The following is a 13,431-nucleotide window of genomic DNA, read 5'->3' as shown; positions in this document are numbered from 1 at the left end:
CGGACAGTGAGGTCGACCACTCGGTGCGGCAATCAGACCTGACAGCACCCCATCAGGGAACTTCCATCCGGTTGTTCAGCGCTGGCCGGTCAACAGGACGCCAGCCTGCGTGTCCGACGAGCGCGGCGCGGAACTGCGGTAGCGCTCGTTACGGCGCGACCAGTGGATGTTGCCGCTGATCCAGGTATGCACGCCGTCGAGGTAACGGTCCACGTCGCGGCACACGCCTTGCGGGGCATCGTCGCGCAGCCAGGCGCGAAGAGCCTCCTCGGCGGGGGCCAACTCGGAAAGCCGATCCCGGATCATCACAACGGCCCGGTCGACCGCGTCCTGCACGCCACCGCCGTGCAACGCGTCCAGCACGGTGACCACATTGCTGACATTGCCGGCCGCGTGGTCGACCTGCCAGGAGAAGATGTCATTCGCCCACAGGGCGGCGTCTCCGAAGATGTCCAGCACCTTCCCCAGCTGCGCACTGCGATGAACATCGTCCGGGAGTTCGTAGCCGCCGCCGAGCTCCGCGAGGTCCATCGCAAGACGGATGCCACCGAAGTCACGGCGAACCGCCACGAACGACTCCAGGTCGGGTACCCGCCGCAGACCCCGGTTGGCAGCCTCCCAGCGTGTTCCCTCAAGGTAGCTGACGACATGCTCCACAAATCGCCGCTGCCAGCGGACCGACATACGGGTCCGCATCCGCCGCCAGAGCTCCCCGAGCGCTTCTTCGCACGCATTGGCCGGACGCCCGCCAGGAGCATTCCCCTCATAGCAGGACCTGACACCCGCGATCACCACGTCGAACTCCGCCATGCTGTGGCCGTCCGGGATGTCTTCCAACTGATCGTCGAAGATGGCCCACACGGCAAGGAACTCGGCGATGAGACAGAGCATGTCGTGGTCCGCGTCCGGGTAGACACACGCGGCCAACAGGCCGAACGAGGTGTCGTCGTAATGCGCGGCAGCCTCTGCAGAACGGAGCAGCCCCATCAACCGAACGTACGAGCGTGCAGCCTGCTCGGCCTGATCGGCGTACGGGCTGGTTCGCGACGCGAACGCGCTTTCCAGTTCCGGGATCGAGATCGTCTTCAACGGCGCTCCAGAATGATGGGGAGACGGTCGGGGACCAGCACCGAGCGGACGGCGGGTCTGACTGTGTGGCCCGGGGCGGGGCGCAGCGTCCACCGCCGGGCCATGGTGCGCAGGACTATCAGCGCTTCGGTCATGGCGAATGCCTCGCCGATGCAGCGCACCGGTCCGTTGCCGAACGGTACGAAACCGCTGCGAGGCAGGTTTTTCGATGATTCGTCGGCCCAGCGTTCCGGCGCGAAGGTCTGCGGGTCCGGGAAGGTCGCGGGGTCGTGGTGCAGTCCGTACAGCGACACGACGACGGTGCTTCCCGCCGGCAGCTGTTGGCTGCCGAGTTCCACATCGACCACTGGACGGCGGGTCGCGAGGAACAGAGGAGGGTAGCGGCGCAGCGTCTCGTTGATCATCCGACGGGTGAAAGGCAAGTGCTCGGGGGACTCGTCGCCGTCGGGGCAGAGGTCTGCCTCCTGCTGCACACGCCGTTGATGGTCGCCGGACCGGCTCATCTCGTGTGCGGCCCAGCTCAGGGTCGTGGCGACGGTCTCGCTGCCCGCAGTGAGCAGGCTCAGCACCTCGTCGTGGACCTGCTGGGCCGTCATTCGCTCACCGGTGACGGGATCCGTGGCGGCAAGTAGGACCGACAGGACATCGGAGGACTGGACATGATGGGTCATACGGTCGTGGATGACACGGTCCACTGCGCTGTGCAACCGGTTCAGTGCACGGTCGAACGCCCGGTTGCCCGGTGTGGGCAGCCGTTCCAGCATCCGGATCGGAAGTACCGTGCGGCGTTGGATTCCCCGCATCAGAAGCGGCAGGGAGGACTGGACGTCGGCCACTGTGTCGGGTGTCAGAGAGCTCGAGAAGAGGGTGCGGGCGACGATCTCCAGAGCCAGGGAGTTGAACTCGAGGTCGAGCCGTATGCTGCGTCCCTCGGGCCAGTCGTTGATCCGAGCGTCGGCGATCTCGCGCATGACCGACGTGTAGGAGGCGAGCATGGAGCTGCTGAATGCCGGCTGGAGCAGCCTGCGTTGGCGGCGGTGCAGATCGCCGCGCGCTGCGACCAGGCCGTTGCCGACCATGGGACGGGCCTTGTCGTACTGGTCACCGCGTTCGTACTTCTCCACGTCGGTCACGAGGATGCGGTGGATCAGCGCGGCATCGTTGACCACGTACACGGTGCGGGTTCCGATTTTGATGGCCGCGATGGGGCCGGATTGCTGCAGCTGGATCAGCGCGGCGGTCGGGTTGCGCAGCAATCCGATGATCGTGCCGATCCAGGTCTTCGGCATGGCCGAAGTGTCTTGACCGGCGTGGCTCGAGTGGTGGGGTCGTTGCTGTGGTGGGGTGCTGGGCATGGTCGGGCCGATCACAGGTCGCGGTGGGCGGTGAGGTGGAGGAGTTCCAGGAGCCCGGTGCGGACGTCGTGGGAGAGGTCGAGCACGTCGAGGTGCTGCTCGGCTCGCCGAACGGCTTCGGCGGCGTGATGTTCGGTGAACTCGCGGCCTCCGCAGTCCTCGATGAGGCGTGCGAGGTGGATCAGTTCGTCCGTATCGGGTCGATGCGTGCGCCGGTAGTGGTCCGCCAGGGCAGCTGCGTGGGGGGATCCCGATTGCAGTGCGGCCACGACGGGCACCGACTTCTTCCGGCGCAGCAGGTCTGTTCCCGTCGGTTTGCCCGTGAGGGCGGGATCGCCCCAGATGCCGAGCAGGTCGTCGGTGGACTGGAAGGCGATGCCCAGTTGTCGGCCGAAGCCGGTCAGGCCGTCGACCAGGTCGTCCGGAGCGCCGCCGAGCAGAGCGCCGATGGTGCAGGCGGCTGCCAGCAGGGATGCGGTCTTGTCCTCGATCATCGCCGTACACTGGTCGACCGTGATGTTGTGACGGCGCTCGAACTCGAGGTCTGCACTCTGTCCTCGGACCAGGCTCTGCAGTGTGGCGGCCAGGACCCGGGCCGCCTCCGGTGCCGCGGGGTGCCCGCATGTGAGCAGCGTCTGGAAGGCGGTGACGAGAAGTGCGTCACCGGCCAGAATCGCCTCCGAGGCGCCGAAGACCGTCCAGGCCGTGGGTCGGTTGCGTCGGGTGCGGTCGCCGTCCATGACGTCGTCGTGCAGCAGGGAGAAGCTGTGCACCAGCTCGACGGCGACCGCCGCCGGTATCCCTGCGGTCTCGTCGCCTGCCGCGCGGCTTGCCAGCAGGGCGAGGGCCTGGCGTATCCCCTTCCCCGCGGATGCCGTGGCCGGCTCACCGTCCGCGGTCAGCCAGCCCTGGTGGTAGCCCACGACCGACTTCATTGTGGGGCAGAACTGCTGCGTGACCGAGCGCAGTGCGGGCTCCACCACGGTTCTCGCTCGCCGGAGCGTCTTGGCGGACGGTGTCTCCCGCTCGGCCGGCGCGATGGTCTCGCCCCGTGTCACAAGCTGCTGGTTCGTCCTCACGAGCTCGGCCGCCTTCCGTGGTTCGTGGTGCGGGGGTGCCACATCGGTTCATACTCGGGGCAGGGCCCGGGTCCGCTGCTTCGGGCTGGATCTGCACACTTGGCCCGGTTGGCAGATTTTGTCCTGATTTGATCATTGTTGGATGTTTTTAGCAGCTACCGATTGGTAGCTCGTTACCAGCAGGAAAACCCGCTCCCGAGAGACCGGCGCTGTGCAGCCGAGTACTCGGGTCGGAATGGACGGCCCGGCGGGCCGACGTAAACGGCCCGGCGTGAAGAGTCCGGTCGACACCCACCACCATCCTTCTCCGGGCACGGCAGGCAACCCCACGACCGTCCACACGGGGAAAACGTGAACCGGTGGCGTGCCGGTTCACCGAATCGCGCGATTTATCACGGCGCGGTTGGCAGAGGCAAAATCCGGTACGCAGGCGAAAGAGTTTGTGTCTGCCGATCGATCGAACCAACTGCTGCGCCTCATCCGTGGAATCAGGTGGTGACGCGGGCGTGTCGAGGCCCGATCAGCAACCCGCGTCACTCCTGGAGCTGCCGGGCTCCATTCCATGGGAGGCTGGGCCGGAAGCAATCCCCCTGCGATCGGCCCGATCAAGAAGCTGCCGTGGCCCATCGGGAGTCGCCCCGGATGCGGCCTCGAAACCTGACTCGGATCGGCCCGATGCCGCCAGGGTTCCTCCCCGGCCCTTACTACTCATGCGCCGCCCGGCGTCCCATGGACCCCACGAACGGCGCCGATCGGGCTTCCGAGCGAGAGCTACTCGCCAGTCTACGAGACGAGCTGCCTCTCCTTTGACTTACGGCGCTACGTCTTGCCTTAATCGGAGGAACAGCTCGCTTCAGTGTCGACGAGCCCTCTGCCCATCGTCGAGTACCTGGAACAAGGAGCTGTTCATGCACCCTCACATCGATTCAGCTTCCCTTCGCTCCGGATGGGCAACCCCCGTCTGTCCCGCGGCCGGCCGCGCCGCCCGGCGCCGCCCGTATCCGATCCCGGCGCACGAAACACATGCCGTGCTGTCGCTCGCCGCTCAGGCGCCACACGTACGAACGGCCAGGCTGTTCACTGAGGATGTTCTCACTCGCTGGAGTCTCTGCCCTGAAGATCGGGCTGCCGCCGTACTGATCGTCAGCGAACTCGCCACCAATGCAGCAGTCCACGGTGGCGCCAATCTGACGCTTCATCTCACGCACTCCACCAAGCGCCTGCTGATCCAGGTTATGGACACCGACAACGAGGACTGTCACCACGAGGGCGCCCCGGTGGACCCTGATGAGCACGGGCGCGGCATCGACATCGTGAAGGCCCTCGGACATTCCTCGGCCATCGATAGGTGGCGGTGGGGGTGGCTTGTCAGCAGTGCCCTCGACATCGCCGAGCCCGGCTGAGCGCAAATCCGCGGCCGTCGGCCAAGCCGGAAGATTTCAAGTCCAGCGAGACGGTCGTGAAGCCATGTGGTTTGCGGTAGGGGTTTGCGGTGCTCTGCCGGGTCGTTGATCTACCCCTTGTACGGCATCTCGGGTGATCAAGGGCGGTATCCGAAGCGTTTGGGGTGTCGGTTGCACGCCTCGGCGGTGCCGAAGTGCACGCTGGCCGGTGTGTGGTAGCCGATGCCGGAGTGTCGGTGCTCGTGGTTGTAGTACGAGATGAAGGCGTCGAACCATTCGCGGGCGTGGGAGTCGACCGCTCGGGGTGGTCGGCCGTGTACTTGGTGGTCTTGAACCGGGCCTCGCTGTAGGGGTTGTCGTCGGAGGCCCCGGGCCGTGGGTGACTCCTGGTGACGCCGGGGTCGATCAGCAACTGGGAGACCTTCCTGGAGGTCATGGAGGTGCCGCGGTCGGCGTGCACGGCCTCGGGGACGATGCCGTTGCGTTCGATGGTCTCGCGGATCGATTCCTCTGCCTGTTCGGCGGATTCGGCCGCCTCGACGGTGTGGCCGACGATGCAGCGGCTGAAGATGTCGATGACGACGTAGGAGTGGTACCAGATGCCCTTGCGCGGGCCGGCCGCCTTGGTGATGTCCCAGCTGAAGACCTGGGAGGGTACGGTGGCAACGAGTTCGGACACCGTCGGGCCGGGTGGGTGGCCTGGCGGCGGCGCTCGCCGCACTGCCCGCGTTCGCGCAGGATCCGGTACATCGTGGAGACCGAGCAGTGGTAGCGTCCCGCGTCCAGCTCGTGGGCCCAGATCTGGGCGGGGCAGCTCCGCGTACTCGGGGCTGTTCATCAACTCCAGCACCGCTGCCCGCTCCTCGGATGTCAGGGCCGATGGCTGGATCTGGGAGACTTTGCGCGAAGGTGGTGGCTGCAGGCGACGGTAGTGGGTGGCCCGGGAGCGGCCGGTCAGCCGGCATGCGGCGGTGGTGCCCAGCTCGCCCTCGACGCCGGTGAACGCCTCGTCCACGACGGGATCGGCGGCGTGCGTCAGTCCGCGCTCTCGGAGATCATTTCCAAGAGCGCCGATGCTTTTCCCAGGGCCTCCATCGCGGCCTTGTTCCGTGCCGGTTCCTTCTCCAGCCGTTCACCTGGCGGCGCAGTTTCTCGTTCTCCAGCTTGGTGGCGGACTTCTTCGGGCGGGCCGGGCTCGTGCGCCGGTCGACCAGCCTCTCCAAGGCGCTGGCATCGCGCGCGGCCCGCCACCCGGTGACGTGCGAGTGGTACAGGCGCTCGCGGCGCAGGACCGCACACTTCTCGTTCTTGGGCACGGCGTCGCACTCGGCCACGATCCGCAGCTTGTACTCGGGGCTGAAGGAACGGCGCTTCGACGTCGGGTCGAGTCGAACGCGGACGGCTTGGTGCTGGTCATCAGGGGACTCGCACTCCGTCCCTCTCAGCCGGCCCGACAAAGCCGGACGTCTCACCCAAGACTCGCAGAGGGCCCAGACCGCCGTCGGACGGCGTCGATGACGTACCGCCGGCCTGGCTCTGCGCGCAGGAGACCGCCCGTCGGCTGACCGTGTCGGCACCGAAGCATGGCGACGGGATGCCTTCGAACACCGGGCCAACCACGACATCCTTGCGCTGACACTGCTGCTGGCAGGCATCACCGCCCCCGCGCTCAGACCTGCCACACGTGACCTCGCCGACCTGCTCGTCCTGTTGGACGACGATGTCGCACGGACCGTGTGGTGCCAGGCCGTACCCGGCCCGACGGGCAGAGCGGGCCGGTGCCCGGACTGGGCGCATACAGGTGCTGCCTGGCGCTGGCTGATCAGCAGCCGCCTCCTCGCAGGCTCGTTCCAAGAGCCCGGGAACCAGTGCGCAGCGAGCGCGACGTGCCACGGAGCGTGCGCCTATCGGGGTCTCGCTTGCCCGCCGACCGCTGGGCGGCCGGTGGCGCCGTTGCCAGGCGGATCGACCCAGGTAGGTTCTGGACCTCACCCGCTGCTGAGCAGCAGACGCGGCCTGCTCTCTTCCGAGACCCGTGGAGAGTCCGGGAACTCCGCGGGCCGAGGGCCGACCGGTCGGCGGCCGTCCCTCGGCCCGCGGAGTTCCCCGTGCCAGTAGCGGAGATCACCTTCGACGGGCCGCCGCAAAGGGCCGATCACTTGGCCTGACTGATAGCCGCGTTGATTTCCTTCGCGGTGTTGGCCAGCCCCTGCCGTAGGTCGGGCTGCCGGCCCGACTCGATGTCGTAGCCGAGAGTCAGCATGCTCGCCTGGTATGCGTTGCCGTTGATGGTGGCGGGAGTGGTGTTGGAGTAGGGGTTCTTCGCGATCTCAAGGAAGGTCCGGAAGGCAGGGCCGCTGTCGAGCTTCGGAGAGTCCAGTGAGGCCATCGTGCTCGGCACATTGTGGATCGCGTTGGCGAACGTGACGAGCGCATCCGTGTCGGTCGTCACGTACTTGACGAACTCCCACGCAGCAGCCTGCTTCTGGCTGGTCCGTGCGATGCCCATGATGGTGCCCGACTGGTAGCCGCGACCGTAGGTCGCGGCCTGGTCGTCCGGCACCGGGAACGGAGCGGTCGCCCACTCGAAGGCCACCTTGTCCTCCGCCAGGGACGCTGTCCGCCACTCGCCGTCGAAAGCCATCGCGACCTGTCCGGTTTCGAAGGGGTTCTTGGTGCTGAACTCGTCACCGAAGGTCGTGCGGTACTTCTCCAGCTTGTCGTAGCCGCCGAGCTTGGCGACCAGGCCCTTCTGCCACGCGTACATGGCGGCGACCTTGGGGTCGCTCGCGATGTTCGACTTCCCGTCCGTCCCGAAGTAGGTGGCCCCGTACTGGGCGAGGAAGCCGGACGGAGTGTTCTCGTAGCCGTGGAAGGTCGGCATGAAGCCGAGCTGCTTGTAGGTGTCGCCGGCGGTGATGGTCAGCTTCATCGCGTCGGCATCGAACTCACTGAATGTTTTCGGCGGTGCGGTGATGCCGGCTGCCGCGAAGGCCGTCTTGTTGTAGTAGAGCCCGAACACGTCGCCGAGCAGCGGGAGCGAGCACTGGTTGCCCTCGTACTGGGTGTACTTGAGCATGGCAGGCGAGAACGTCTTCGCCGGGTCGATGCCGTCACGTTTCAGGAGCGGGCCGAGGTCCGTCCACACTTTGGACGAGCAGAATTTGCCGACATTGGCAGTGGTGAACGATGACACCACGTCGGGGGTACCAGGGCCACCCGCGCGCAAGGCCTGCTCGGCCTTGTCGTCGGCGATGTTGCCGACGGCCTTCACATGGATGTTGGGGTGGAGCTTCTCGAAGGCGGTGATGTTGTCGTTGATCGCCTTGGTTTCGCGGCCCTGGCTCCAGCCGTGCCAGAAGGTGATGGTCACGTCCTTGCCTGAGGCGGAGAGGTCGCTTTCACCGGTCGAGCTGGTACCCGTACACGCAGCAGCAAGGAGCGCCAGCGCAGCGCTCGCGGCGACTGCCGCGGAAGGCCGGCGGGATCTGAGGGAGAGGTGCAACGTAAGGTCCTCCTGGAGTAAAAGGGCGAAACCATCGCCCTTGCACAAGGCCACGGCTGGACCACTACCAGGGGTTCAACCGATTTGCAGGCGTAGTAGGCGCGAGGTTCAGGGAGCCGGCAGCATGGGTTTCCAGGACAAGCGATAGAAACCGGTGACGCCTGTCGGGCGGCATGCTGCGCCGGTGGAGCCGCCCGAGCGGCACCGGTGGCGGCCCAGGTGCGCTACGCCTCGGCCTTGTCACCGCCGGCCGAGAACGAGGGTCCTTCGAGTACGCCGTGGTACTCCTTGCACAGCGCGCTGGCCATCTCGGCCGCGACGTGCTCCAGCCGGCCGGGCACCATCACCGGGTCGGCGCTGGCCAGATAGGTGCGGTATTCCGCGAGGCCGATGCGGAACTTCCGTTCGGGGAATCGCGTGCAGCCGAACCGGAGCTACCGGTCCGGCCGCTTGACGTCCTGGACGAGGGGATGTTGGTGGGCGGCCCGGTGACCACCCCGTCCGGCGTCTTCGTACCGGCCTGCGGGCTTCCGGGCTTCGCGGACGACAGAGGGATCCAGCTCCAGGCAGCGTACAACTTCCCGTGGGTGTCCCCACGCGACCGTGATGCACATCCACACCGACGGTGCCGGGAAGTTCGTGGTGGGCGACCACCGGCTGGACCCGGCTGCTCGTGTTCGTCAGGTGCAAGGTGAACGCGCCGGTGGCCGGCGATCGTCGGCGGCCCAGGTGATCCACGAACTCGCGCCGGGCCTGCACCTGGTGAACGGGGGCAGTGAGGAGCTGGCTGCCTGTGCCGTTGTCGATGGCGCTGGTCGCGGTGACAGGCGTCGGACAGATCGCCCGGGCTGGCTCTGCCGCGAGGCCGGTTCGTCGAAACTTCACTACTGAATAAGACAGTTGGGGTTGGCGGCCACTCGTTCGGGTGACTTCCGGCGGGGACCGCCGGGCTGAACGGCCAGGATCGCCGGACGACGACCCGGACGACTGCACGCTTGCCGCTGAAAAACGGAAAAGTTCCTCCGCAGGCCACTGCCGTACCTGCGGACTTCCCTACCGGCATGCATACAGAAATCGTCGCAGGCGGCCGACGGGCTTGCGCTGCAATCTGCGATCCTTGTCCAGTTCACAGCAGAAATACGCCTCCTGTCCCGATCTGTGTCGGATTCCGACATCTTGCCGTAACCGTGCAGCGGCGATTTCGACAAGTTGGACCTCTACGCTCGAACAGTCGCACCTGATCCTGTCGCGACCGGAAGGAGGGAAGTGCACATCAGAGGCTCTCCACCACCCAGCTGGCTCGTTCACCCGCTTCGCTGGCAGCCCGGGCCCGTGCCGAAGGCGGCGATGACGCGTGGTGTGCTCAGCACGGGCCCCTACTTGCAGCGGGTTTCGCCACCAGCCATCCACCACTGGGTGTGCTCGCAGGCCTCGGGGCGATGTTCGCCAGCACCAACGACCTGCCCGGCACCCGGCGCGCCGGCGCCAAGCGCATCGGTGTCACAGCGCTGGCCGGCGCACTCGGTCTGATGCTCGGCCAGGCCGACGGATGGGCCGCGCTACCCCTGCTGTTCGCGGTGGGACTGGTCTCCGGCGCCGTCAGCGTCACCGGGCGCATGTACTCCTCCGCAGCCCTCCAGATGCTTGTCCTCACCGCGATCGGCAGCGGTATGCCACTCGCCCTACCCACCTGGCTGAAGGTCTGCTGCTTCCTCGCCGGAGCGGGCTGGCTCCTGCTCCTCCGGCTGGCCCTCCCGGCACCCGGCACCGGCCGCGGGCGCGCACATGGCGAGCGGCTGGCCGTGGGCGCGGTCTTCGACGCCCTGGCCGCCGCCTTGGCAGCCGTCGGCACCCCGGCCGCTGAACCCGCCCGCCGCCGCCTGACCACCGCCCTCGACCAGGCCGACGATGCCCTCCGCCTGTACCGGCTGCTCCACTTCCCCGGACGATGCAGCAACGAGGAAGCCCGGCTCACCCGGCGCTTCGCCGCAGCAGCCGCTCTGAGCGAGGCGGCTGTCGCCCTTCTCTGGGAAGGCGAGCCACTGCCCGCCCGGATTCCGACCGGGCCACGCCGTCTCGCCGCTGCCGCACGCAGCGGCAGCGAGCCCGGTCGACTCCCTGCCCCTGCAGCCAGTTCGCCGACATACGCGGCTTTCGACAGGGCCGTGCTGGAGGCTGCACTCGCCTTCGGCCCGAACACCGCCGACAATCCGGCCGGCCGGGCCACGTCGGCCCCCGCGCCCCGGGCCCGGCGTCGGCGGGTCCATCCGGCCGGTCCGGCCGGCCGTGAGTACGGCTTGAGAGTCGCCGTCTGTGTCACCACCAGTGCGGTGGTCGCGCTGCTGCTGCACGCCGACCACTGGTACTGGCTGCCTGCCACCGCGGCCTTCCTCACCAAACCCGATCTCGGTCCACTTTTCTCCCGAACCGTCAACCGCTTCGTCGGTACGGCCGTCGGGGTACTGGTCTTCACCGTTCTCGACGCCGTGTCGGCCGACACCTGGTGGCTCGCCGCAGTTGCCACCGCAACCGGGGCGCTGATTCCCCTGGCCATGCGGCACTATGCACTGCAGACCGCGGCTGTCACTGTGACTGTGCTCTGCTTCATCGCCGGCAACGGGGAATCCCGAATCACGTGGACACGCCTCGTGGACACGGCGCTCGCCAGCGTCATCGTCCTGCTGGTCGGACACGTGCCTCGCCTGGCCGACGCCCGAGCACGCGTCGGCCACCGTCTTGCACATTTCTTGCGCAAGACCGACCAGTACCTGGACCATGTCCTCACCGGCCCGTCCGACCAGCAGCACCCGGAGCAGCGGGCCGATCTACGGCGTGCAGTCTTCCAAGCACTCGCCGAGGCCAGGGCGGCGGCCGAGAACGTCACAGCCGAACTGACTGTCGGCAAACGGCAGGACTGGCTTGCCATCACCGCCGCCGCCGAGTCCATCGCCCACGCCACGGTCGCATGCGCCGTGCGCCTCGAACACGGCGCCCCCAGTCCGGCAGCTGGGGAGTCCGGCCGGATCACCACAGCACTGGCTGCTCTTGCGGACACCTTGGACGGCCAGGGGACGGCAACCGGCACCGGCAACACGCCGCTGGCCTGCGGCACGCTGAACCACATACTCACCGAGATCGACCGGATCAGGGAGCTCACGGGCGGCAGTCCGAAACCGGTGGGTGCAAACGCGCCGCACGTGCCGGTGAGGCAACTCTCGCCTGCGACGTGCCCTGCGGACACGTAAGGCGGAGTGAGACCTCCACCGCGCCACCGCCACTGCCTCGGGTGCAGAACAGCCGGGCATGTGCGCGCGGCCCGCCGCGAGTCGACAGGGCACCGGCGAATGCGCGGACCGGCAGCCGGTCGACCGCGGCAAACGGCAGCACCGCAGAGGGCCGTCGCACCGACCGAGTAGGCCTCGATACTGCGCCGGCACCGATCGATCCCGGCTCCGCGGGGTTCCGGCCCACCTCGGTCTAGGATCCCGGGCCGCTCGTCGCCTCGCGCGCCGAGCAGACGGCTCCGGACATCCTGCCCGTGCATGCCGCCCGGTCAGCGGAGAGCGGTGCAGCCTGCCGCAGGACCGGTGGCCACGAGTGCCTGGCGGCAAGTGCCTGAGGCCGAGAGGATTTCCGCGAGCTCGGCCGCTGCCTCGGCCGATTCCGCGAGGAAGGCGCAGGTCGGACCGGATCCGGAGACAAGCGCAGCCAGAGCTCCAGCCTCCCGGCCCGCCCGGAGCGTGCCCCGAAGGTCCGGCCGCAGTGAGAGGGCGGCCCTCTGGAGGTCATTGCCACGCTCGGCGACAGCTGCCAGCGCGTGGACATCGCACCCGAGCAGCGCGTCCTTGAGACGGTCGAGGTCCGTGAGCACTTCGCGTTCGGATCGCGCCTCGCCACCGATGTGCAGCCGGTCGTGCTCGCTGAATACGGCGACTGTGCCAAGGCCACGAGGGGAGAGCGCGAAGACCCAGTGGAATTGCGTTCCATCTGGTCCGGGCAGCGGCACCAGGAGTTCGCCGCGGCCCGTACCTACTGCTGCCCCGCCGAGCAGAGGGAAAGCTACGTCGCTGCCGAGGCGGGTAGCGAGGTCGTGGAGTTCTGGACCGGTAAGTCCCAGACTCCAGAGCTCGTTGCAGGCAACCAGGGTCGCGGCGGCGTCGGCGCTGCCGCCGGCCATTCCGCCGGCGACCGGGATGCGTTTACGAATCCGGATGTCGACCGAGGTGTCGAACCCGGCGTGCGCGGCCAGCAGACGGGCGGCACGGGCCGCAAGGTTTCCGCCGTCGAGGGGCACCTCGTCGGCGCCGTGCCCGTGGACGGTGACGCGGAGCAGCGGGTTCGGCCGGACCTCGATGTCGTCGTACAGGTCCACTGCCAGGAATACGGTCGTGAGCGGGTGATAGCCGTCGGGCCTGCGGGGCCCGACCGAGAGCAGCAGGTTGACCTTACCGGGGGCGCGGACCCGGACGGCCGGGCCGGCCTGCAGTGCGGCCGGCCCGCTCGCGTCGTTCACGTCGGCTGCTCGGCGACGAGCCGATGGTCGTGTTCGACGAGGCCGAGTAGTGAGGCGCCGCCAGGAGAGCCGAGGCCGTCGAAGAACTCGACGTTCGCCTTGTAGTAGTCCTTCCACTCCTCGGGAGTGTCGTCCTCGTAGAAGATCGCCTCGACCGGGCAGACCGGCTCGCAGGCGCCGCAGTCGACACACTCATCCGGGTGGATGTAGAGGGCACGCTCGCCCTCGTAGATGCAGTCGACCGGGCACTCCGCGATGCAGGCCTTGTCCTTGACGTCGGTGCAGGGCTGGGCGATGACGTACGTCATGTGAAGGGATCCTCCCGTGAGGTCGGGTGGGGCATGGCTGGCGGCGGGGATTAGTCGGCGGCGACGACGACCGGGGCGCCGGACTCCACGCCCTCGGCCTGCATCTGCTCGGCGAGCTTGAGCGCCTCCTCGATGAGGGTCTCGACGATCTTCGACTCGGGAACGGTCTTGATCACCTC

The 13,431-nt window shown here is 67.8% G+C and carries 12 protein-coding genes and 1 pseudogene; 3 read left to right on the top strand and 10 right to left on the bottom strand.

All coding sequences use genetic code 11. The features are described 5' to 3' along the window. Nucleotides 1-75: 75 nt before the first annotated feature. From SNE206_RS36780 to SNE206_RS36770, 3 genes are all read right to left on the bottom strand, one after another. Nucleotides 76-1,089: a terpene synthase family protein gene (locus tag SNE206_RS36780; protein ID WP_407917939.1), complete on the bottom strand. Its 1,014-nt coding sequence runs from the start codon at nucleotides 1,087-1,089 to the stop codon at nucleotides 76-78. Then, a complete protein-coding gene (locus SNE206_RS36775) occupies nucleotides 1,086-2,378 on the bottom strand; it encodes a cytochrome P450 (RefSeq protein WP_407917938.1) in 1,293 nt (430 codons plus the stop codon). The genes SNE206_RS36780 and SNE206_RS36775 overlap by 4 nt, the downstream gene beginning before the upstream one ends. Nucleotides 2,379-2,455: 77 nt before the next feature. Continuing rightward, nucleotides 2,456-3,523: a polyprenyl synthetase family protein gene (locus tag SNE206_RS36770; protein ID WP_407917937.1), complete on the bottom strand. Its 1,068-nt coding sequence runs from the start codon at nucleotides 3,521-3,523 to the stop codon at nucleotides 2,456-2,458. Nucleotides 3,524-4,431: 908 nt separating this feature from the next. On the opposite strand from SNE206_RS36770, the gene SNE206_RS36765 reads away from it, so the two are divergent. Further along, nucleotides 4,432-4,926 (top strand): ATP-binding protein, encoded by a 495-nt coding sequence (locus SNE206_RS36765; RefSeq protein WP_407917936.1) that lies wholly within the window; start codon nucleotides 4,432-4,434, stop codon nucleotides 4,924-4,926. On the opposite strand, the gene SNE206_RS36760 is transcribed toward SNE206_RS36765, so the two are convergent. From SNE206_RS36760 to SNE206_RS36745, 4 genes are all read right to left on the bottom strand, one after another. Continuing rightward, nucleotides 4,892-5,941 (bottom strand): DDE-type integrase/transposase/recombinase, encoded by a 1,050-nt coding sequence (locus SNE206_RS36760; protein ID WP_407917935.1) that lies wholly within the window; start codon nucleotides 5,939-5,941, stop codon nucleotides 4,892-4,894. The two genes, SNE206_RS36765 and SNE206_RS36760, sit on opposite strands and share 35 nt — an antisense overlap. 40 nt (nucleotides 5,942-5,981) lie before the next feature. Then, nucleotides 5,982-6,260, bottom strand: coding sequence for a hypothetical protein (locus SNE206_RS36755; protein WP_407917934.1), 279 nt, complete (start codon nucleotides 6,258-6,260; stop codon nucleotides 5,982-5,984). A gap of 821 nt (nucleotides 6,261-7,081) precedes the next feature. Beyond that, the gene (locus SNE206_RS36750) at nucleotides 7,082-8,431 is read right to left on the bottom strand and encodes an ABC transporter substrate-binding protein (protein ID WP_407917933.1); all 1,350 of its coding nucleotides are present in this window, start codon (nucleotides 8,429-8,431) and stop codon (nucleotides 7,082-7,084) included. Nucleotides 8,432-8,655: 224 nt separating this feature from the next. Then, on the bottom strand, nucleotides 8,656-8,778 hold the full coding sequence (locus SNE206_RS36745; protein ID WP_407917932.1) for a hypothetical protein: 123 nt from the start codon (nucleotides 8,776-8,778) through the stop codon (nucleotides 8,656-8,658). A 259-nt stretch (nucleotides 8,779-9,037) separates the two neighbouring features. Between SNE206_RS36745 and SNE206_RS36740 the strand changes: the two genes are divergently transcribed. Further along, nucleotides 9,038-9,322 (top strand): hypothetical protein, encoded by a 285-nt coding sequence (locus SNE206_RS36740; RefSeq protein ID WP_407917931.1) that lies wholly within the window; start codon nucleotides 9,038-9,040, stop codon nucleotides 9,320-9,322. A gap of 548 nt (nucleotides 9,323-9,870) precedes the next feature. Then, nucleotides 9,871-11,676: an FUSC family protein gene (locus SNE206_RS36735; RefSeq protein WP_407917930.1), complete on the top strand. Its 1,806-nt coding sequence runs from the start codon at nucleotides 9,871-9,873 to the stop codon at nucleotides 11,674-11,676. A 308-nt stretch (nucleotides 11,677-11,984) separates the two neighbouring features. Here SNE206_RS36735 and SNE206_RS36730 read toward each other — a convergent pair whose 3' ends face one another. The 3 genes and pseudogenes from SNE206_RS36730 to SNE206_RS36720 all read right to left on the bottom strand — a co-directional run. Beyond that, entirely contained in the window at nucleotides 11,985-12,944 is a 960-nt protein-coding gene (locus SNE206_RS36730) for a 4-(cytidine 5'-diphospho)-2-C-methyl-D-erythritol kinase (RefSeq protein WP_407917929.1), read from the bottom strand. Then, nucleotides 12,941-13,252 carry a ferredoxin gene (gene fdxA, locus SNE206_RS36725; RefSeq protein ID WP_407917928.1) on the bottom strand — a complete coding sequence of 104 codons (312 nt, stop codon included), beginning with the start codon at nucleotides 13,250-13,252 and terminating at the stop codon, nucleotides 12,941-12,943. The genes SNE206_RS36730 and fdxA overlap by 4 nt, the downstream gene beginning before the upstream one ends. 50 nt (nucleotides 13,253-13,302) lie before the next feature. Then, a pseudogene (locus tag SNE206_RS36720) lies at nucleotides 13,303-13,431 on the bottom strand (4-hydroxy-3-methylbut-2-en-1-yl diphosphate synthase); the annotation flags it as partial.

The sequence above is a fragment of the Kitasatospora sp. NE20-6 genome (genome assembly GCF_045862635.1).
This window is presented reverse-complemented; position numbering and strand designations above follow the sequence as displayed.

Coding starts and splice junctions, on each gene's coding strand:
- SNE206_RS36765 (WP_407917936.1), top strand. CDS start 4,432: ATGCACCCTCACATCGATTCAGCTTCCCTTCGCTCCGGATGGGCAACC.
- SNE206_RS36740 (WP_407917931.1), top strand. CDS start 9,038: ATGCACATCCACACCGACGGTGCCGGGAAGTTCGTGGTGGGCGACCAC.
- SNE206_RS36735 (WP_407917930.1), top strand. CDS start 9,871: ATGTTCGCCAGCACCAACGACCTGCCCGGCACCCGGCGCGCCGGCGCC.
- SNE206_RS36775 (WP_407917938.1), bottom strand. CDS start 2,378: ATGCCGAAGACCTGGATCGGCACGATCATCGGATTGCTGCGCAACCCG.
- fdxA (WP_407917928.1), bottom strand. CDS start 13,252: ATGACGTACGTCATCGCCCAGCCCTGCACCGACGTCAAGGACAAGGCC.